Annotated in this window: 15 protein-coding genes; 9 read left to right on the top strand and 6 right to left on the bottom strand. The window is 67.7% G+C overall.

Going from position 1 to position 20,666, the window contains the following annotated elements:
- Positions 1-52: 52 nt before the first annotated feature.
- Entirely contained in the window at positions 53-1,675 is a 1,623-nt protein-coding gene (locus C7389_RS17525; RefSeq protein WP_133593881.1) for a peptide chain release factor 3, read from the top strand.
- Positions 1,676-1,794: 119 nt separating this feature from the next.
- Positions 1,795-2,316 (top strand): retropepsin-like aspartic protease family protein, encoded by a 522-nt coding sequence (locus tag C7389_RS17520; protein WP_133593879.1) that lies wholly within the window; start codon positions 1,795-1,797, stop codon positions 2,314-2,316.
- A gap of 124 nt (positions 2,317-2,440) precedes the next feature.
- On the opposite strand, the gene C7389_RS17515 is transcribed toward C7389_RS17520, so the two are convergent.
- The 4 genes from C7389_RS17515 to C7389_RS17500 form a co-directional block, all read right to left on the bottom strand.
- The gene (locus C7389_RS17515; RefSeq protein WP_133593877.1) at positions 2,441-3,598 is read right to left on the bottom strand and encodes a 50S ribosomal protein L11 methyltransferase; all 1,158 of its coding nucleotides are present in this window, start codon (positions 3,596-3,598) and stop codon (positions 2,441-2,443) included.
- Between the two features lie 292 nt (positions 3,599-3,890).
- Entirely contained in the window at positions 3,891-4,397 is a 507-nt protein-coding gene (locus C7389_RS17510) for a metallophosphoesterase family protein (protein ID WP_133593875.1), read from the bottom strand.
- 288 nt (positions 4,398-4,685) lie between these two features.
- Positions 4,686-5,639: a recombination-associated protein RdgC gene (locus C7389_RS17505; RefSeq protein ID WP_133593873.1), complete on the bottom strand. Its 954-nt coding sequence runs from the start codon at positions 5,637-5,639 to the stop codon at positions 4,686-4,688.
- Positions 5,640-5,708: 69 nt separating this feature from the next.
- Positions 5,709-6,179 (bottom strand): SRPBCC family protein, encoded by a 471-nt coding sequence (locus C7389_RS17500; protein WP_133593871.1) that lies wholly within the window; start codon positions 6,177-6,179, stop codon positions 5,709-5,711.
- A 127-nt stretch (positions 6,180-6,306) separates the two neighbouring features.
- On the opposite strand from C7389_RS17500, the gene C7389_RS17495 reads away from it, so the two are divergent.
- The 6 genes from C7389_RS17495 to C7389_RS17470 all read left to right on the top strand — a co-directional run bounded on the left by C7389_RS17495 (position 6,307) and on the right by C7389_RS17470 (position 16,533).
- Positions 6,307-7,044, top strand: coding sequence for a pseudouridine synthase (locus tag C7389_RS17495; RefSeq protein ID WP_133593869.1), 738 nt, complete (start codon positions 6,307-6,309; stop codon positions 7,042-7,044).
- 308 nt (positions 7,045-7,352) lie between these two features.
- Positions 7,353-8,519: an elongation factor P maturation arginine rhamnosyltransferase EarP gene (gene earP, locus C7389_RS17490; protein ID WP_133593867.1), complete on the top strand. Its 1,167-nt coding sequence runs from the start codon at positions 7,353-7,355 to the stop codon at positions 8,517-8,519.
- A gap of 52 nt (positions 8,520-8,571) precedes the next feature.
- The gene (gene efp, locus C7389_RS17485; RefSeq protein ID WP_133593864.1) at positions 8,572-9,129 is read left to right on the top strand and encodes an elongation factor P; all 558 of its coding nucleotides are present in this window, start codon (positions 8,572-8,574) and stop codon (positions 9,127-9,129) included.
- Between the two features lie 155 nt (positions 9,130-9,284).
- Positions 9,285-9,695 carry a hypothetical protein gene (locus C7389_RS17480; protein ID WP_211168315.1) on the top strand — a complete coding sequence of 137 codons (411 nt, stop codon included), beginning with the start codon at positions 9,285-9,287 and terminating at the stop codon, positions 9,693-9,695.
- Positions 9,696-9,818: 123 nt separating this feature from the next.
- On the top strand, positions 9,819-15,428 hold the full coding sequence (gene uvrA / locus C7389_RS17475) for an excinuclease ABC subunit UvrA (protein WP_133593862.1): 5,610 nt from the start codon (positions 9,819-9,821) through the stop codon (positions 15,426-15,428).
- Between the two features lie 406 nt (positions 15,429-15,834).
- Positions 15,835-16,533, top strand: a complete 699-nt coding sequence (locus tag C7389_RS17470; RefSeq protein ID WP_133593860.1) for a cytochrome b/b6 domain-containing protein — start codon at positions 15,835-15,837, stop codon at positions 16,531-16,533.
- Positions 16,534-16,687: 154 nt separating this feature from the next.
- On the opposite strand, the gene C7389_RS17465 is transcribed toward C7389_RS17470, so the two are convergent.
- Positions 16,688-17,149, bottom strand: a complete 462-nt coding sequence (locus tag C7389_RS17465; protein ID WP_133593858.1) for a c-type cytochrome — start codon at positions 17,147-17,149, stop codon at positions 16,688-16,690.
- A gap of 285 nt (positions 17,150-17,434) precedes the next feature.
- On the opposite strand from C7389_RS17465, the gene C7389_RS17460 reads away from it, so the two are divergent.
- Positions 17,435-19,045, top strand: coding sequence for a methyl-accepting chemotaxis protein (locus tag C7389_RS17460; protein ID WP_133593968.1), 1,611 nt, complete (start codon positions 17,435-17,437; stop codon positions 19,043-19,045).
- 48 nt (positions 19,046-19,093) lie between these two features.
- On the opposite strand, the gene C7389_RS17455 is transcribed toward C7389_RS17460, so the two are convergent.
- Complete coding sequence (locus C7389_RS17455) at positions 19,094-20,554, bottom strand: DegQ family serine endoprotease (RefSeq protein WP_133593856.1); 1,461 nt, start codon at positions 20,552-20,554, stop codon at positions 19,094-19,096.
- Positions 20,555-20,666: the final 112 nt, after the last annotated feature.

The raw sequence follows: 20,666 nt of genomic DNA, 5'->3' as shown, positions 1-20,666 counted from the left end.
CAGCGCAGCCCCTTCCGGCCGCGCCCCCGCAACTTCTGGCTGGCCTGCTACCGTGTCTTCCACACCGTTTCCCCCCGACCTGCTGCGCGATGTCGCCAAGCGCCGCACCTTCGCCATCATCTCCCACCCCGACGCGGGCAAGACCACGCTGACGGAAAAGCTGCTGCTGTTCGGCGGCGCCATCCAGCTCGCCGGCACGGTGAAGGCGCGCAAGTCCGCCCGCCATGCCACCTCCGACTGGATGGAGGTGGAAAAGCAGCGCGGCATCTCGGTGACCAGCTCGGTGATGCAGTTCGAGTATCAGGACCACACCATCAACCTGCTGGACACCCCGGGCCACGAGGACTTCTCCGAAGACACCTACCGCGTGCTCACCGCGGTGGACGCCGCGGTGATGGTGATCGATGCCGCCAAGGGCGTGGAAGCGCAGACCATCAAGCTGCTGGAGGTCTGCCGCCTGCGCAACACGCCCATCATCACCTTCGTGAACAAGATGGACCGCGAGGTGCGCGAGCCCTTCGAGCTGCTGGCCGAGATCGAGGACGTGCTCAAGATCAGCTGCGCGCCGGTGACCTGGCCGATCGGCATGGGCAAGGCCTTCCGCGGCGTCTATCACCTGCTGCAGGACAACGTGCTCACCTTCACCCCCGGCGAGGAACGCCGCAGCGACGCCGAGGTGCTGTCCGGCATCGCCAACCCCGAGCTGGACGCCCGCTACCCCATGGAAATCGGCCAGGTGCGCGAAAACGTCGACCTGCTCAACGATGCCTCGCCGCCCTTCGACCTCGAAGAATTCCTCGCAGGCAAGCAGAGCCCGGTGTTCTTCGGCTCCGGTATCAACAACTTCGGCGTGCAGGAAATCCTGCAGGCGCTGATCGACTGGGCGCCACCGCCGCAGCCGCGCGTCGCCGGCACCAAGGGCAGCGACACCCGCATGGTGCAGCCGGCCGAACCGGCCTTCACCGGCTTCGTGTTCAAGATCCAGGCCAACATGGACCCGAAGCACCGCGACCGCATCGCCTTCTTCCGCATCTGCTCCGGCCGTTACAGCTCCGGCATGAAGGTCAAGCATGTGCGCGCCGGCCGCGACATGAAGCTCGCCAACGCCCTCACCTTCATGGCCAACGAACGGGTGCTGAAGGAAGACGGCGTGGCCGGCGACATCATCGGCATCCACAACCACGGGCAGCTGCAGATCGGCGACACCCTCACCGAAGGCGAAGTGCTTGGCTTCAAGGGCATCCCCTATTTCTCGCCGGAAATGTTCCGCGCCGCGCGCCTGCGCGATCCGCTCAAATCCAAGCAATTGCAGAAGGGTTTGCAGGAATTGGGCGAAGAAGGCGCCATCCAGGTGTTCGAACAGATCGGCGGGCAGATGCTGCTGGGCGCGGTCGGCCAGCTGCAGTTCGAAGTGGTCGCCCAGCGCCTGAAGGACGAATACAAGGTGGATGCGATCTTCGAATCCGCCGACATCCACACTGCCCGCTGGCTCACCTTCCCGGACGAAGCCACCCGCCGCAACTTCGAGCGCGAACAGGCGCTGCGCCTGGGCAAGGATGTGGACGGCAACCCCGTATATCTGGCCAGCAGCCGCTACAACCTGGAAGTGACGATGGAGAAGTGGCCCAAGGTCGGCTTCCACGCCACCCGCGAGCACGGCCAGGTTTTGTCCTGATCCGTACGCCACGCCATGCCGGCCCACCCTCGTCCGCTGCCCGCCCACCGCTGGTGGAGGGGTGAGCGCGGCCGTGATGGCGGGCCTTTCCCTTCCCCTTGCTGACCGGTGAGTTGCCCATGAGCGCATCCGAGCACACCACCCGCCGCGCCGGCCGCATCATGAGCTGGCTGGCCGCGCTGGCCCTGCTCGGCCTGCTGTGGCTGTACTTCGAGAATGCCCTGCAGAAGCGCGACAACCCCAACCACGGCCTGGTCGCCCAACCCGGCGGCAGCGGCGAACTCACGCTGCGGCGCAACCGCATGGGCCATTACGTGGCACCCGGCACCATCAACGGCCAGCCAGTCACCTTCCTGCTGGATACCGGCGCCACCCTGGTGTCGGTGCCCGCCCACCTGGGCGCGGAGCTGGGCCTGAAACCCGGCGGCACCGCCCAGGTGATGACCGCCAACGGCGGCGTCACCGTGCGCACCACCCGCATCGCCGAACTCGGCTTCGGCCCCTTCCTCGCCCAGGACGTGCGCGCCCACCTCAACCCCGGCATGAAAGACGACCAGGTGCTGCTGGGCATGAGCGTGCTCGGCAACCTGGAATTCACCCAGCGCGGCGACACGCTGGTGCTGCGGGCGCCAGGGCTCTGAGCTTCCTGTGGAAGCTGGCATTGCAGCTCAAACCGCCCCGGCTTCACGTGCGTGGCTGCCGTCCATCAGGCTCGCAGCCCGCCGCCTGAAGCCCGCAACTCCCCCTGATTCCGCCTGATCCCTCTCAGGCCGCCACCAGCCGCCACAGCGAAGTCACTTCCGCCGCGCGCGCCGCATGCAGCGGATCGTCCTCGTCGGCCGCCTTGGGATGGCGTGGACGGATGTCCAGGCGCTCACGCACCACCAGGCCGGCATCGGCGATCCAGCCCAGCAGGGATTCGCGGCTGCGCAGGCCCAGGTGCTCCGCCAGGTCCGAGATCAGCAGCCATCCCTCGCCGCCGGGCGCCAGATGCGCCGCCAGCCCGGCGAGGAAGCCGCGCAGCATGCGGCTGTCCGGGTCGTAGATGGCGTATTCCAGCGGCGCGCTGGGCTTGGCCGGCAGCCAGGGCGGATTGCACACCACCAACTCGGCGCGGCCTTCGGGGAAGAGATCCGCCTGCTGCAACTCCACCTTCTGCGCCAGCCCCAACCGCGCCAGGTTGTCCGCCGCGCAGGCCAGCGCGCGTTCGTCCTGGTCGGTGGCCACCACCCGGCCCGCCCCACGCCGCGCCAGCACCGCCGCCAGCACGCCGCTGCCGGTGCCGATATCGAAGGCAGTATGCAGGCCGGCCGGCAGGCTCGCCCCGGCCACCAGATCCACGTATTCGCCGCGCAAGGGCGAGAACACGCCGTAATGCACATGCAGCCGCCCGCCCAGCGCCGGCACTTCCACCCCCTTGCGCCGCCACTCGTGGGCGCCTATCACGCCCAGCAGCTCGCGCAGCGAAACCAGCGCTGGCTGGCCGTCGGCCGCGCCCCAGGCGGCACCGCAGGCCTCGGCCACGTCCGGCGCGCGCCGCAGCAGAATGCGGTAGTCGCCCTCCAGCGGCAGCAGCAGCATGCCCAGGGTGCGGGCGCGCTGGGCCTGGGCCTGGCGATGCAGATGGAAGGCCTGCGCCGGCGTTGCCGCGGGCTTGTCATCCTTGCCGCCTTTTCCGCCCTTGCGCACGGCCTTGCGGCCGATGCGGCGATTCATCGCCTGCAGCAGCTGGCGGGCGTTGTGGAAATCGCCCCGCCACAGGATGGCGGTGCCCTCGCAGGCCAGCCGGAAGGCTGCATCCGCGTTCAGGCTGTCATCGGCGACGACGATGCGCCGCGGCACCGGCGCGCCGCTCTCCGAGCGCCAGCGGGCGCTGTGAGTGGCGCCGTTCTCCTCCCACTGCACTTCGGCCGGAGCGTTCATCGGCGACCTCCGGCGACAGCGGGAGACGGGCAGGGCGGCAAGCGGCGGAAGAAGCTCACGGGGAAAGCCTGTGGAAAAGAGGGGAAAAGCCAGCAAGAGCCTGGAAAAGGCGTAAGGGTGGACGAGCCATCAAACCCCGCCTGCCATCCGCAGCGCGCGCCGGACTCCGATCAAGCGAATCCAGCAGACAGCGGAATCCGCAGGCCGACCGCCGCGCGGTATTGCCCAACCAAACGAAATCCGCATCGCGGGGCGCGCATGGTAACGCCGGCGGGCCCCGCATGCAGCCGCGTCAAGCCGGCGGCGTCGGCAGCAGCGCCTCGGCACAGAGCTCGCCGCTGAGGAGGTCCACCACCCGTACCGAAATGCGGTCCTCCGCCACGAGCAGCTCGCCGGCCGAGACCGGCAGCTTGAACCTGCGCGGACCAGCACTGCCAGGATTCACCAGCAGCACGCCGTCGCGCACCACCGCCGCCGGCTTGTGGGAATGGCCAGCCACCACCACCCGGCAGTCGGCGCCGGCCGCTCCCGGGGGCAGGCGGGGCAGCTCATGGATCACGCACAGCTGGCGGCCGCCGCCCAGGTCCAGCCAATCCAGCTCCGGCAAGGGTTCCGGAGCCGGGCCGTGGTCGTTGTTGCCATAGACAGCGGTCAGCGGCGCGATGCGCGCCAGGGTATCGAGGATGTTGCGGTCGCCGATGTCGCCGGCGTGCACGATAGCGTCCGCGCCCTGCAGGAAGGCCTCCGCTTCCGGCCGGAGCAGGCTGTGGGTGTCGGAAATCAGGCCGATGCGCCGCACGGTTCCCTCCGTTGAAAAGCTGTGCAAGTAGGGAGGAGCGGAATGTGGATAAGTTGCGTGGCGCCGGGCAGTGGATTTTTCATCAACAATCCGTCCCGCTTTTCCTCCAGCGCTTCTCCACGCCTTTCTCCGCGCCCGGAAAGCCCGGTTTTGCTGGGCTTTCCGGCTTTATCCACAGAAAGGGCCGGTACACTAATCTTTATCTTTGTTTACATCTTTAAAAAACTGTGTACACCCATTGAGGCTGCTCGGCTGCGGGGAAACCTGGGCGAAATCTCCGCAGGAAACTCAGAAAGGCGCATCACTGGCAGTCACGCTGCCGGAAACCACCGGGCTGGCTTCCGCCGCCTTGACCTCGCCGCCCAGCGCCTCTACCACCGCCGGCAGCAGGCGGGCCAGTTCGCCAGTCATCAGGGCGAACTCGGCATTGAACAGGGCCTCGGCATCCTCCGCGCTGCCCTCGATCTGGTCGCGCACCACGTCCAGGAAGTCCAGGCGCTTGATCTCCAGCTTCTCGGTGAGGACGAAGCTGATGCGGTCGTCGAAGGTCAGGGCGAGGCGCGTGGGCAGCTTGCCGGCCGCCAGATGGCCCTTCACCTCGTCGCCCTCCAGCGAGTGGCGCACGTAGCGCACCGCGGCCTTGTCCTCGGTCACCGAGCGCAGTTCGCAGTCCTGGTCGATGGTGAAGCCGCCCGGTGCCTCGTCGCCCGCCAGCCAGTCGGCCATCGCCGAGACCGGTGACAGCTCGGTGCGCAGCAGGGCCAGCGGGAAGCTGTCCAGGCTCTGGCGCAGCATCTCCAGCACGTCCTCCGCCCGCGCCGGGCTGGAAGCGTCCACCGCCAGCCAGCCATTGACCGGGTCGATCCAGGCGTAGACCTTGCGGCGGCGGGTGAAGGCGCGCGGCAGCAGCTCCTGGGTGATCTGCTCGCGCAGGTCCTTCAGCTGCTTGCGGCCCAGCTTGTAGCCCTGCTGCTCGGCGATTTCCTCCGCCCGCTCATCGGCCACCTGCTTGACCACGGAGGAGGGCAGCAGCTTGCCTTCCGCGCCCAGGGCGATCAGCCACTGGTCGCCCACCGCATGCACCAGCACTTCGTTGCCCAGCGGCGACATCCAGCCGCGGCTCTCCATGTCCTGGCTGCCGCAGGGCTGGAAGGTCTTCTTCGCCAGCTGCTCTTCCAGCTTTTCGATGGACATGTCCCACTTGGCGGGCAGGCGGTAGAGCTGCAGATTCTTGAACCACATCGTCTTTTCTTTCCTCGGTAAACATGAAAACGGCGCCCGCCGCGCAGGGCAGGCGCCGGCTGTGGGGCCTTACTGGAGACGGCCTGATTCCGCGATCATGCGGATGACCTTGAGCGTGTCCAGGTCAGACTGGTGATAGGCAGAACGCACGAAGTCGGCATAGCGGCCATCCTCGCTGCCGCCGTCTTCCTGCAGCCCGGTGCGGTACTCGAAACGCAGGAAAAGGGCACCCGGCTGGGGTTCCTCGATGCTGATGGTGAGCCAGCCGCCGGCATGCTCCGGCGTGGCCTCGGACTCGAACCGTATCCACTCCAGCTCGCTGAAGGTGACGCGGTCGCGTATCACCGCGCTGCCGAAGCGCAGCTCGCGCAGCAGCATGCCTTCGCCGCGCTCCATGATCTCGCAGGCCTCCAGACCGGGCAGGAAGGGGCGGGCGTCCTCCGCCCGGCACAGCAGGCCGAACCACAGTTCCTCGCGGCTCAGCGCGGTCGCGGCGGGGTCGGCGAGGTCATTGACCTCGACCAGATGTTCAAACTTCAAGGTGAAACTCCTGTCCGGTCGGCCGGCTAGTTTACCCCCAGCCCGCCACCGGCAAGCCGACCTGCTCGCCGCCACCGGGCGCAGGCTGCCGTCCGTTTCTTCTACTCGGCGAGACGGCCGGGATACCATGCCGCCCATGCAACTCGAACGTCTCCTCCATTCCCAGGGCTTCGGCAGCCGCAAGCAATGCCGCGCCCTGATCCGTGCCGGCCTGGTCAGCGTCGCCGGCGAACCTTGCGAAAACCCCTTCCAGGAAGTCGAACCCGGCGGCGGTCAGGATCTGCCCGGCCTGGCGTTCAGCGTCGACGGCCAGGCCTGGCACTACCGCCAGCGCGCCTGCCTGATGCTGCACAAGCCCGCCGGCTACGAATGCTCCCATCTGCCGACCCATCACCCTTCGGTCTTCTCCCTCCTGCCGCCCGAACTGAAGGAGCGCGGCGTGCAGTGCATAGGCCGGCTGGATCAGGACACCACCGGCCTGCTGCTGCTGTCCGACGACGGTCAGTTCATCCACCAATGGAGTTCGGGCAAGAAGCGCATTCCCAAGCGCTACCGGGTCACCCTGAAGCATGCGGTGGAAGACAGCCTGGTGCAGGCCTTGCTGGATGGGGTGCAACTGCACGACGAACCTGCCCCCATCGCCGCAGCCGCCTGTGAGGTCACGGGCAGCCATACGCTGGCGCTGACCATCTGTGAAGGCAAGTACCACCAGGTGAAGCGCATGGTGGCTGCGGCCGGCAACCGGGTCGAAGCCCTGCAGCGGGAAAGCGTGGGCGGTCTGGTACTGGATGTGGCGGCACTGCCCGAGGGCCAATGGCGCTGGCTGACACCGGCGGACCTGCAGCAACTGGCCGACTTCGGCTGAAGCCCTCTTCCTGATTTCCAGGAACCCGCTATCGCGGGTTTTTTTACGCCCTCAGGCAAGGATGGAAGCAAGGTTTGGTTGTAGTGTTTTCTTTTATATATAGAAAACAAAGATGTTAACAGTGAGCGAAAATCTGTGGATAAGTCTGCTTTGCCCAACAGGCTCAAGCGGGGGCGCGCCGGAACAAACACTTGATAACCCCGCTCGTCGCTTGTGGATGGAATGTCCATGAATTTTCGCCCTATGCGCTGTAAGCCCTTTGTCCACAACCTTTCCCATCCTTACCCCGTCATTTGTGCACGTTGACAATGGCTGACTTCCATGCTTTGCCGCGTTCCTGGGAGATCTTCTGCCAGGTTGTGGATAACTTTGGGGATATTGGCGTGTGCCTGCGCCTCGCCCGTGCCCTGGCTACCGATCCGGCCCGCGAGGTACGCCTTTGGGTCGATGACTGGCAGGCGCTGTCGCGGCTCTGCCCGGGCGCTGCCGGCCTGCCGGCGGAGGGCGGAAAAGTGGAAGGCGTGGAGCTGCGCCGCTGGCGTTCGCCCTTCCCGGCGGTCGAACCTGCGGAGGTCGTGATCGAAGCCTTCGCCTGCGAGCTCCCACCCAGCCACCTGCAGGCCATGGCGGCCCGGCCGCAGCCGCCGCAGTGGATCAACCTCGAATACCTGTCGGCGGAAGACTGGGTGGCCGGCTGCCACGGCCTGGGCTCCCCCCATCCGCGGCTGGGGCTGGCGAAGCGCTTCTTCTTCCCCGGCTTCACTGCCGACACCGGCGGCCTGCTGCGGGAAAGCGGGCTGCTGGCGGCGCGGGATGTCTTCCAGGCGGCGGAGCGCGCGGCCTGGCTCGCTGCCACCGGCCCGGCCGGCCAACCCGACGACACCTTGTGGATCTCCCTGTTCGCCTACGAACAGCCGGGGCTGGCGGCGTTGGCCGAGCACTGGGCGCAGGGCGACAGGCCGGTCTGCCTGCTGGTGCCGGAGGGCCGGGTGCTGGCGGATGTCGCTGCGGCTTTCGGCCGTCCGCGGCTGGAAGTCGGGGAAACGGCGCGGCGGGGGGCGTTGTCGGCGCGGGTGCTGCCCTTCACCGACCAGGCTGGCTACGACCGCCTGCTGTGGGCCTGTGATCTCAACCTGGTGCGCGGCGAGGACTCCTTCGTCCGCGCGCAATGGGCGGCGCGGCCGCTGGCGTGGCACATCTATGCCCAGGAAGAAGAGGCCCATTTCCACAAGCTGCAGGCCTTCCTCGACCTCTACGGCGCGGACCTGCAAACACCGGCCCTGCAGGCGCTGACGGATTTCTGGTTGGCCTGGAACGGCCGCGGCGACACGGCTGCCGCTTGGCCCATCTTTGCCGCCGCACTGCCAGAACTGGCGCGGCATGCACGGCAATGGTCGGCCCGCCAGGCGCGGCTGCCGGACCTCGTTGAGCGCTTGCTCGAATTGTGCACACACAGTGTCAAAGCAAACGGGTAAGATGCTGGGTTTTTAATGATTCGCTTGCGGCCGTTGCCGCACGGGAAGACGCATGAAAACCGCTCAGGAACTCCGCTCCGGCAACGTCATCATGGTGGGCAGCGACCCGCTGGTGGTCCAGAAGGCCGAATACAACAAGTCCGGCCGCAATGCCGCGGTCGTCAAGATGAAGCTCAAGAACCTGCTGACCGGCGCGCCGTCGGAAGCGGTTTACAAGGCCGACGACAAGTTCGAGGTCGTGCAGCTGGATCGCAAGGAAGTGACCTACTCCTACTTCGCCGATCCGATGTACGTGTTCATGGACGCCGAGTACGAACAGTACGAAGTCGAAGCCGAGAACATGACCGACGCGCTGAAGTACCTGGAAGACGGCCTCGCCTGCGAAGTCGTGTTCTACAACGGCAAGGCCATCTCGGTGGAACTGCCGAACAGCGTGGTGCGCGAAGTCACCTACACCGAACCCGCCGTCAAGGGCGACACCTCCGGCAAGGTCATGAAGCCGGCCAAGATCGCCACCGGTTTCGAACTGCCCGTTCCCGCCTTCGTGGAAATCGGCGACAAGATCGAAATCGACACCCGCACCGATGAGTACCGCGCCCGCGTGAAGTAACTGCATCGGTGTGAGAAGAAAGGGGCCGCCTGGGCCCCTTTTTTATTTCCTCTTTTCTTTCCGGCTGCTTACGTACGGCAACCCTTTACTTTGGGCTGAGTCATTCAGCTTAATGTAAGCTTCGCGCCTTTCTTATCCTCCGAGGAACGTTGTCCATGAAACCGCTGCTGGCCGCCACGGCCCTTGCTTCCCTCCTTTTGCTGACCGCCTGCGAAGGGCAGGGGCCAGCCGGGAAAGCGAGCGACAAGATGGGAGAAGCGGTTGAAGCGATCAAGGAGGCAGCCGACAAGGCCGGTGAGGCCGCGCGCAAGGCTGGCGAGGCCGGCGAAGCCGCGGTGGAAGCCGCCGGCGAGACGCTGAAGGAAACCGCCGAAACCAGCGGCGAGAAGGTGGAACGCGCCACCGAGGCCGCCGGCGATTCCGCCCGCGACGCCAAGCAGGCCACCGAACAGGCCACCCGTCGCATTGCCGATGCAACCCGCGAGGCGGCGCAGAAGCTGAAGGCAGTGGGGCGCGAGGCGGTGGAAACGGTGCGTGGCGAGGACAGCAGCGCCGGCAAGCAGTAAGCCTCCGGACGCCGAGGCGCCCCGGCGATGTGGATTTCCGCGGGTAACTGAATATTTGAACAGCAGAAAGGCTGGCAGGCGAATAGAATCCGCTATTCCGATTTCGTCCGCCCTTCGCCTTTCATGTCCGCCGACGCCAAAGACAGCATCCGCATTCGCGGAGCGCGCCAGAACAACCTCCGCAACCTTTCCCTGGACTTGTCGCTGAACCGCCTGACGGTGGTCACCGGCGTGTCCGGCTCGGGCAAGTCCTCGCTGGTGTTCGACACCCTCTATGCCGAGGGTCAGCGCCGCTATGTCGAAACCTTCTCGCCCTACGCGCGCCAGTTCCTGGACCGCATGGACAAGCCCCAGGTGGACCGCATCGAGGGCGTGCCGCCGGCCATTGCCATCGACCAGACCAACCCGGTGCGCACCTCGCGCTCCACCGTTGGCACCATGACCGAGCTGGCGGACCACTTCAAGCTGCTCTACGCCCGCAGCGCCCATCTGCACTGCCGCCGCTGCGGCGAGCCGGTGCGGCGCGACACCCCGGCCAGCATCGCCGCCGATCTGGCGCAGCGTTGCGAAGCGGCGGGCGATCCGCGGCTGGCGGTGTGTTTCCCGGTGACGGTGCCGAAGAGCTTCAGCGAGGACGAAGTCACCGCCTTGCTCAACGCCCAGGGCTATACCCGCATCCACAGCCGCGAATCCGGCTCCGACGGCGACGTGCTGCAAGTGGTGCAGGACCGCTTCCGCCTCTCCGGCGCCGATCCCGCCCGCCTCGGCGAGGCGTTGGAGACGGCGCTGCAGCGCGGCCACGGCCGGCTGGCGGTGTTCGCCAGCGGCGACGGCGTGGCCGGCGGCGAGGCCAGCTGGCGCTACTCCACCGACCTGCACTGCGCGCCCTGCGACATCCACTACGGCGATCCCACGCCAGCGCTGTTCTCCTTCAACTCGCCCATAGGCGCCTGCGACACCTGCCGCGGCTTCGGCCGCGTCATCGGCGTCGATTTCGGCCTGGTGATCCCGGACGAATCCAAGACCCTGGCCGAAGGCGCGGTCAAACCCTGGCAGACGCAGAGCTACCGCGAATGCCAGGACGACATGGCGAAGATGGCCAGGAAGTACGGCGTCGCCATGGACGTGCCCTTCCGCGACCTGCCGCCGGAGCACCGCCAGTGGGTGCTGGAGGGCGACCCGGAATGGAAGAGCTGGGAATCCTCCTGGCCGCGGCGCTGGTACGGCGTGCGCCACTTCTTCGACTGGCTGGAGACCAAGGCCTACAAGATGCACATCCGGGTGCTGCTGTCGCGCTACCGCAGCTACACCGAATGCCCCGCCTGCCACGGCGCCCGGCTGAAGCCGGAAGCCCTGCTGTGGCGTCTGCCGGTGCCCGGCGGCGAAGGCGGTCGCGGCCTCGCCATCCATGAGCTGTTCGGCCTGCCGGTGGACAAGGTGCGTGCCGCGGTGGCGGCGCTGGCGCTGCCTGAAGCCGGTGCCGACGAAGCCACCGAGCTGGTGCTGGGCGAGATCCGCAGCCGCATCGACTACCTGGCCGACGTCGGCCTCGGCTACCTCACGCTGGACCGCCAGTCGCGCACCCTGTCCGGCGGCGAGGTGCAGCGCATCAACCTCACCACCGCGCTCGGCACCTCGCTGGTGAACACCCTGTTCGTGCTCGACGAGCCTTCCATCGGCCTGCATCCGCGCGACATCGGCCGCATCCTCGGCGTGATGACCCGGCTGCGCGACGCCGGCAACACCCTGGTGGTGGTGGAACACGACCCGCAGCTGATGGTGGCCGCCGACGAACTGCTGGAGATCGGCCCCGGCCCCGGCGAGCGCGGCGGCAACATCGTCGCCCGCGGCACACCGGCGGAGATCGCCGCCGATCCCGCCTCGGTCACCGGCCCCTGGCTGGCCGGGCGCAAGAAGATAGATGTTGCCCGCCCGCCGCAGCCGGTGACGGACGACACCCCGCGGCTGATCCTGGCCGGCGCCTCGGAGCACAACCTCAAGGCGCTCACCGTCGCTTTCCCGCTGCAGCGCTTGGTCTGCCTCACCGGCGTGTCCGGTTCCGGCAAATCCACGCTGATACAGGACGTGCTCTACCCGGCGCTGGCCAAGCACTTCGGCGAAAGTGCCGAGGCGCCGGGCGCCTTCGAGCGGCTGGAAGGCGTGGATGACTTGCGCGGCGTGGTCATGGTGGATCAGTCGCCCATCGGCAAGAGCTCCCGCTCCAACCCGGTGAGCTACGTCGGCGCCTGGGACCCGATCCGCAACCTGTTCGCCGGCCTGGCCGAAGCCAGGGAGCGCGGCTACACCCCCGGCACCTTCAGCTTCAACTCCGGCGACGGCCGCTGCCCCACCTGCACCGGCTCCGGTTTCGAGCATGTGGAGATGCAGTTCCTGTCCGACGTCTGGCTGCGCTGCCCGGACTGCGAAGGCAAGCGCTACCGGCCGGAAGTGCTGGAGCTGCAATGGCGCGAGCGCTCGGTGGCCGACGTGCTGGAGATGACGGTGCGCGAGGCGCTGGATTTCTTCGCCGACCAGCCCAAGGTGCTGGCCGCGCTGGCGCCGCTGGCGGACGTCGGCCTGGACTACCTGCGCCTGGGCCAGCCGGTGCCCACGCTGTCCGGCGGCGAAGCCCAGCGCCTCAAGCTCGCCGGCCACCTCGCCGAAGCGGCGCAGAAAAAGGGCAAGAAGAGCAGCGGCAAGGACCCGCAAGGCGGCCTGCTGTTCCTGCTCGACGAGCCCACCACCGGCCTGCACTTCGAGGACGTCGCCACCCTGCTGGGCGCCTTCGGCAAGCTGCTGGAGGCGGGCAACTCGCTCATCGTCATCGAGCACAACCTGGACGTGATCGCCGCCGCCGACTGGATCATCGACCTCGGCCCCGAAGGCGGCGACGCCGGCGGCGGCATCGTGGTGGATGGCCCGCCTGAAGTGGTGCGCGAGCACCCGGCCTCCCACACCGGCGCCGCGCTGCGCGACTACGCCGCCGAACTCGCCCGCACCCGGCGCAAGGCCCTGCCCAAGGCGGCGGAAAAGCGCGCCAGCTACCGGCCGGTGGCGGCGCCGGCGATCGAAATCCGCCACGCCCGCGAGCACAACCTCAAGAACGTCTCGCTGCAGATTCCGCGCGACAAGTTCACCGTGATCACCGGCCTGTCCGGCTCTGGCAAGTCCACCCTGGCCTTCGACATCGTCTTCGGCGAGGGCCAGCGCCGCTACCTGGAGTCGCTCAACGCCTACGCCCGCCAGTTCGTGCAGCCGGCCAGCCGGCCTGACGTGGACGGCCTGTTCGGCATTCCGCCCACGGTGGCCATCGAACAGCGCACCAGCCGTGGCGGGCGCAAGAGCACGGTGGCTACGCTCACCGAAATCCACCCCTTCCTGCGCCTGCTCTACGTCAAGCTCGGCACCCAGTACTGCCCGACCTGCGACGTGCCGGTGACGCCGCAGAGCTTCGAAGCCATCGTCGCCCAGCTGATGCGCGACTACCGCGGCCAGTCCATCGAACTGCTGGCGCCGCTGGTGGTGAACCGCAAGGGCCTGTACACCGACCTCGCCAAATGGGCGCGCGGCAAGGGCTACGAGCAGCTGCGGGTGGATGGCGAATACCTGCCCACCGCCAAGTGGCCGCGGCTGGACCGCTACAAGGAACACAACATCGAACTGCCGGTGGGCATGGTCAAGCTCGCCGCCAACAAGGAAACGCTGCTGCGCGAGCGGGTGCATGAGGCGCTGGAACACGGCAAGGGCGTGCTCAAGGTGGTGGAACTGGGCAAGCTGGGCGCCGCGCCGGTCACCTTTTCCACCCAGCGCGCCTGCCCCAGCTGCGGCACCGGCTTCCCCGAGCCGGACCCGCGCCTGTTCTCCTACAACGCCAAGCACGGCTGGTGCCCCAGCTGCTACGGCACCGGCCTGAAGGTGGCTGGCAAGGTGGAAGACCCGGATGCGCTGGATCTAGGCGATGCGGAGGAAACCGTGCAGGGCGACGAAGCCTGCCCCGCCTGCCAGGGCGCCCGGCTGAACCCGGTGGCGCGGGCGGTGCGCTTCCGCGACCAGGGCCTGCACCAACTCGCCGAACTGCCGGTGGACAGGGCGGCTAACTTTTTCGCCGCGCTGGAACTGGCGCCGCGCGAGGCCGACATCGCCCGCGACCTGGTCAGCGAGATCCGCGGCCGGCTGGATTTCCTCCAGCACGTCGGCCTCGGCTACCTCGCGCTGGATCGCGCCGCGCCCACGCTGTCCGGCGGCGAGGCCCAGCGCATCCGCCTGGCGGCCCAGCTCGGCTCCAACCTGCGCGGCGTCTGCTACATCCTGGACGAACCCACCATAGGCCTGCACCCGCGCGACAACCGTCTGCTGCTGGACACCCTGGAAGCGCTGCGCGACCGCGGCAACACCCTGCTGGTGGTGGAGCACGACGAGGACACCATACGCCGCGCCGACCACGTCATCGACCTCGGTCCTGGTGCCGGTGTGCGCGGTGGCCGGGTGGTGGCCGAAGGCACGCTGCCGGCGCTGGTCGCCGCACCGGAATCCGCCACCGGCGCCTGCTTCCGCGCGCCGCTGCAGCATCCGCTGCGGCCGCGCCGCGCGGTGGCGGCGCGCCATCCCGCCATCGAGGTGCGCGGCGCCAATCTGCACAATCTGCGCAATGTCGATGCGAAAGTGCCGCTAGCCCGTCTCACCGTGGTCACCGGCGTCTCCGGCTCTGGCAAATCCTCGCTGGCGCGGGACGTCATCCACGCCAACCTGCGCGCCCTGCTCGGCGATCCGGAAGCGGTGCGCGCCCGCCGTCGCGGCAAGGCGCAGCCGGAAGAGAGCAATCACACCCTGGTGGGCTGCCGCGCCATCGACGGCTGGCAGCAGGTCGGCCGCGTGCTGGAGGTGGACCAGACCCCCATCGGCAAGACGCCGCGCTCCTGCCCCGCCACCTACGTCGGCTTCTGGGACGCCATCCGCAAGCTCTTCGCCGATACCTTCGACGCCCGTACCCGCGGCTGGAACGCCTCGCGCTTCTCCTTCAATACCGGCGCCGGCCGCTGCCCGGTATGCGACGGCGCCGGCCAGACCACGGTGGAGATGAACTTCCTGCCGGACGTGAAGACACCCTGCGAAGCTTGCGGCGGCGCCCGCTTCAACCCGGAAACGCTGTCGGTGCGCTGGCGCGAGAAGACGGTGGCCGAGGTCCTGGCGATGCCGGTGGACGAGGCGGTGGGCTTCTTCGCCGCCCATCCCGCGGTGGCGCATCCGCTGCAACTGCTGCAGGACGTCGGCCTCGGCTACCTCACCCTCGGCCAGCCCAGCCCGACGCTGTCCGGCGGCGAGGCCCAGCGCATCAAGCTGGTCACCGAGCTGGCCAAGGTGCGCAAGCGCGCCGGCGATCCGGTGGATACCGGCGGCGAGCCGCTGCCAGCGGACAAGCACACGCTCTACGTGCTGGACGAGCCTACGGTGGGCCTGCACATGGCGGATGTGGACAAGCTGATCCGGGTGCTGCACCGCCTGGCGGACGCCGGCCACACCGTGCTGGTCATCGAGCACGACCTGGACGTGATGGCCGAGGCCGACTGGCTGATCGACCTCGGCCCGGAGGGCGGCGAGGGCGGCGGCGAGATTGTTGCCGAGGGGCCGCCGGAAGTGGCGATGTCGCAGCAGCGCTCCCACACCGGCCGCCACCTGGTGGAATTCCTCGCCAGTCGCCAGGGCGTGGCGACTGCGCCTACCCGCGCTAGCTGACAGAGGCAGGCTGCGTTCGTCGCCATAGGGGCAGGAGTTGGCGCAGCAGAGGCAGCGCTGGTCGGTGAGGTTGCGCGCTTCCGACCGCAGGATCGTTGTCCTCGATAAGGTGGGCATCGGCTTGGACGCAAGAGGCATCCGGGGCCACCCTTGAGGGGAGGTGGGTCTTGATCTCCAGTTCCAGGCCGGTGCTGCGCTCCTTGCCGGGAGTACTGCTCAGCCGTTGTGCGGGATCAAGACGCAGGCCGGGGCAACTTGTCCACAGTTGCGGAAAACCCGGTGGACAAGGAGTGCCCGCTGTTGCATCTTGCGGCCGCCAGGGCGGCTGTACTTGCCGCAGCGCGGAAACCAAATCCGGGCTTGCCGGGTCCGTGCAGGCGTCCCTTTTTCAACAGGATCATTCCGAATGAACAAAAAGCTGATCCGGGTATGGGACCTCCCCACCCGGCTGTTCCACTGGCTGCTGCTGGCGCTGGTGGTCGGTGCCTTCGTCACCGGCCTGCTCGGCGGCAACCTCATCGTCTGGCACGGCCGCCTCGGCATTGCCATCACCGGCCTGCTGGCTTTCCGCCTGGTGTGGGGCGTAGCCGGTTCCACCTATGCCCGCTTTACCACCTTCGTGCCCGGTCCCGCACGCATTTCCGCCTACCTGCGCGGCCAGTGGCAAGGCGTGGGCCACAACCCGCTGGGGGCGCTGTCGGTGCTGGCGTTGCTGCTGGTGTTGCTGTTCCAGGTGGTCAGCGGCCTGGTGTCCAACGACGACATCGCCTTCACCGCGCCACTGTATTCGCTGGTATCCAAGGACAGCAGCGACTGGTTCACCGGCCTGCATCGCCAGAACATGTGGGTGATCGTCGCGCTGGTGCTGGTGCATGTGGCGGCCATCCTGTTCTACGCCCGGGTGAAGAAGGACAACCTGGTGAAGCCAATGATCACCGGGGTGAAGGAAGTGAGCGAAGGCGCGGCACGGCCGGCCAGCGGCGGCGGCGCGCTCGCCTTCGTGGTCGCGGCCGCGGTGGCCGGCTGTGTCACCTGGGCCAGTGCCGGCGGGCTGCTGGCGCCGCCGCCTCCGCCCCCGCCGACGCAGGAGGCGCCGGCCTGGTAGGGCCGCGCTGAAATCAGGGCTGCAGAAAGGGAAACGCCCCGGCTGCCCAGGGCGTTTCCCTTTTGATGCCGGCACCGCTTCGTGTGGTCCGGCACGGCGGGCGGGCGTCCGCCGGTGCACCATGTTGAGGTGTGGCGGACGGCGTCCGGTTGGTTCAGTCGGCGCGGAACTTGTCGTGACAGGCTTTGCAGTTCTTGCCGACTTCGCCGAAGGCAGCCTGCACCGCGGCCTTGTCGCCAGTGGCGGCGGCAGAAGCGAGCTTGGCGGTGGCGGCGTTGAAATCGGTGGCGATGCGGCCGACTTCCTGCATGTTCTGGAACAGTTCCGGCTTCGCGCGGGTCTTCTGGTCGCCGACGTCCTTTTCGGTACCCGGGCCGTACAGCGCACCCATGCCGGAGTTGGCGATGCCGGCAATGGCATTGGCGGCGGCGATCACCTGATCCTTGTTGTAGGTGCCTTCCAGGTTGCTCTTGATTTTGCCCATGTTCCAGCTCATGAAGCTGTAACCCGCCTTGCGGTACTTGATCTGGTCTTCGGGCTTGGCCTGGGCGGAAGCGGTGGCGGCGAAGCTGAAGGCGGCGATGCCGAAAGCGGCGAGGGCGATGCTTTTTTTCATGTGTTCCTCGTGGGACGTGGTTGATGAAAGCGTATGACAAGGGCGATGAACCCCGGACGGGCTAGACAGCCCGGGCCATCAAAAGGTTCGGTGCCGATTTGCACGGATGTTGCATTGCGATGCTGGATGGCAGGTGCTTGCAGTAGAAACCCGTAATGGGTATTCGCGCAAGGTTGCGGATGGTGATGGACTTAAGCTCTTCGTCGTATGGTCGTAGACAGCCATAAGAAAGACAACAACGCGGTAAGGCAACAGGGTGGCAGAGGAGGCAGGGAGGGTATGAATATGCGTCGCCTGGCAGATACGCCGATCTGGGTAAGACTGACTGGCGCCATCTGGCTGATGCTGGTGGTCGCCTGGGGCAGCATGATCGCATGGGAAACCCGGGTGAACCGGGATATTGCCATCGAGCAGGCCAAGGATTTCGCCGCCACCGTCAATGAAATGACCATGGCCGGGCTGACCGGCATGATGATCACCGGCACGGTGGCACAGCGGGACGTCTTTCTCGACCAGATCAAGGAGCTCTCCGCCGTGCGTGACTTGAAGGTCATCCGCGGCGAGCAGGTAAGCAAGCTGTTCGGCCCCGGCACCGCCGGCGAGGTCACCCTTGATGCGGTGGAGCGCGAGGTGATGGGGGGGGGTGCGCCAGTGATGCGCGTCGATGAGGATGGCCACCTGCGCGTCGTCATTCCCGCGCTGGCCTCGCGCAACTACCTGGGCAAGGACTGTGTGATGTGCCACCAGGTAACGGAAGGCACGCCGCTGGGAGCGGTGAGCATGCGCATCTCGCTGGACCAGGTGAACAGCGCGGTGAATGACTTCCGCAACAAGAGCATCCTGTTCGCGCTGCTGGTATCCGTCCCGCTGCTGGGCTTCGTCTATCTGTTCATCCGCCGTTTCGTCAGCGGTCCCCTCGCTCACCTGGGCGACAGCCTGGGTCAGATCGCCCAGGGCGGCGGCGACCTGACCCGCAGGCTGGAGATTGCCGGCGACGACGAGATCGGCCGCACCGCCGCCAGCTTCAACCGCATGCTCGCCACCATTGCCGAGCTGGTGCGCCAGGTCGGCGGCTCGGCTTCGGCGGTGACCGCCTCGGCGCGCAGCCTGGCGACCGGCGCCGCCCGGCTGGCGGAAAGCTCCCACCGGCAGAACGACAGCTCGGTGGAAGCCGCCGCCGCAGTGGATGCCCTCACCAGCAACATCGCCCATATCGCCGGCAGCGCGGAGGAGGTGCGCGAGCGTTCGCGCGACAGCCTCACCCGCTCCCGCGAAGGCCAGCAGACGCTGGCGCAGCTGATCGGCGAGGTCGGCCAGGTGGAGGAGGCGGTGAGGCACATGGCGGAAGCCGCCGGTGCCTTCGTGCAATCGACCGCCTCCATCACCGACATGACGCGCGAGGTGAGGGAGATTGCCGAGCAGACCAACCTGCTGGCACTCAATGCCGCCATCGAGGCAGCGCGGGCGGGCGAGCAGGGCCGCGGCTTCGCGGTAGTGGCGGACGAGGTGCGCAAGCTGGCGGAGAAGTCGGCGCGATCGGCGGGCGAGATCGACGCCATCACGCAGGACATTACCCGGCAGTCGGCCTCGGTTCAGGAATCCATCGCCCGCGGCCTGGAGCACCTGGCGTCCAGCCGGGAGGCGGCGGATACGGTGTCCGAGGTGTTCGACGCGGCGAATACCTCGGTCGGCGAGGTCGGCGAAGGGCTGGACCGCATCGCCGGCGCCACCGGCGAGCAACGCCGTTCCAGCGAGAAGGTTACCGGCAGCATCGACGAGATCGCCCACATGGCAAGCGACAACAACCGGGCCATCGAGCAGACGGTGGAGGCGGCACAGGAACTGGAGCGGCTGGCCGCGAGCCTGCAGGATTCGGTGTCGCGCTTCCGGGTGTGATCGCGGAGCGGGGCAGCGCCGGCTGCCCCGCGATTCATGCGGCCGGGCTTAGTCCAGCCGTACCGGCACGAAAATGCGGGCGCCGCCGCGCTGGATCAGCAGCGCGAAGCGGTTGCCCACCCGTTCCAGCTGCTGGCGAAGTTGCTCCACCGTCACCACCGGCTGGTTGTTCAGCGACAGGATGATGTCGCCGCGCTGCAAGCCGGCGCGGGCAGCCGGGCCGGTGACATTCTCCACCAACAGGCCGCCGCCGATGCCGAGCTGGCTTGCTTCCTGGCCGCTCAGCGGGCGCGCGTTCAGACCCAGCTTGCCGCCGGTGCTGTCGCCGCGGCCCGGCCGCTGGGCGGAGGCGCTGGCTTCCGGATTCAGTTCGTCCAGCGTGGCGCTCACTTCCCGTCGCTTGCCTTCGCGCCACACGTCCAAGCGGATGCGGGTGCCGGGGCGCTTGTCGCCTATCACCCGCGGCAAGTCGGCGGAGTCCTCCACCGTGGTGCCATCCACCGCCAGCACAACGTCGCCGGACCTGAGCCCGGCCTTCTCCGCCGCGCTGCCCGGCTCGACGCTGGCGATCAGTGCGCCGCGTGCGTCCGGCAGGCCGAAGGACTGCGCCAGCTCCTTGTTCACGCCCTGGATGGCGACACCCAGCCGCCCGCGCTGTACCCGGCCATGGGCGATCAGCTGGTCCTTCACGTTCATCGCCACGTCCATCGGAATGGCGAAGGAGATGCCCATGAAGCCGCCGGAGCGGGAATAGATCTGCGAGTTGATGCCCACCACCTCGCCATTGAGGTTGAACAGCGGGCCGCCGGAGTTGCCGGGGTTGATGGCGACGTCGGTCTGCAGGAAGGGCACGTAGTTCTCGTCGGGCAGGCGGCGTGCCTTGGCCGAGATGATGCCGGCGGTGACGGTATGGTCGAAGCCGAAGGGCGAGCCGACCGCAATCACCCATTCACCCACGCGGGCGCGCTCGGCATCGCCGATGCGCACCGTGGGCAGGTTGTCGGCCTCGATCTTGATCACCGCGATGTCGGTGCGCTTGTCGGCGCCGATGACCTTGGCCTTGAATTCGCGCTTGTCGATCAGGGTGACGGTGACTTCCGCGCCCTCCTCGCCCACCACGTGGGCGTTGGTGAGCACATAGCCGTCCTTGCTGACGATGAAGCCGGAGCCTATGCCGCGGCTGATGCGCGGCGATCCGCCCGGCGCGCCGGGCATGCCCGGCACCGGCACGCCGAAGCGGCGCAGGAAGTCGTAGAAGGGATCGTTGGCAAAGGGATTGTCCGGATCGGCCTGAGCTTGCGACTGCTGCTGCACGACGCTGATATTCACCACCGCCGGGCCGACCTGTTCGACCAGATCGCCGAAGTCGGGCAGGCCGAAGCGGCTGGGGTTGGCCGCCGGCGAGTTGGCGGCGGGGCCGGCCTGAGGCTGAACCTGGGCCAGCAGCGGCGTGGCCGGCAGGCTACCAAAAGCGAGGGCGAAAGCAGTCGCGAGTACGAGTTTCTTCATCGGGTTGAACTCCCTGGAGCGATTTCCTGTTCTGACTGTCAGCGTGGACGCCGGCATGTGCGGGGTGTTCCCGTCTCGCGCGGGCGGCAGCCCTGCCCATCCTGGGCTTTGC

Source organism: Azoarcus indigens, assembly GCF_004361735.1.
Classification (GTDB): Bacteria; Pseudomonadota; Gammaproteobacteria; order Burkholderiales; family Rhodocyclaceae; genus Azoarcus; species Azoarcus indigens.
Note: the sequence above shows the minus strand (reverse complement) of the source record. Positions and strands in the feature narration are given on the sequence as shown.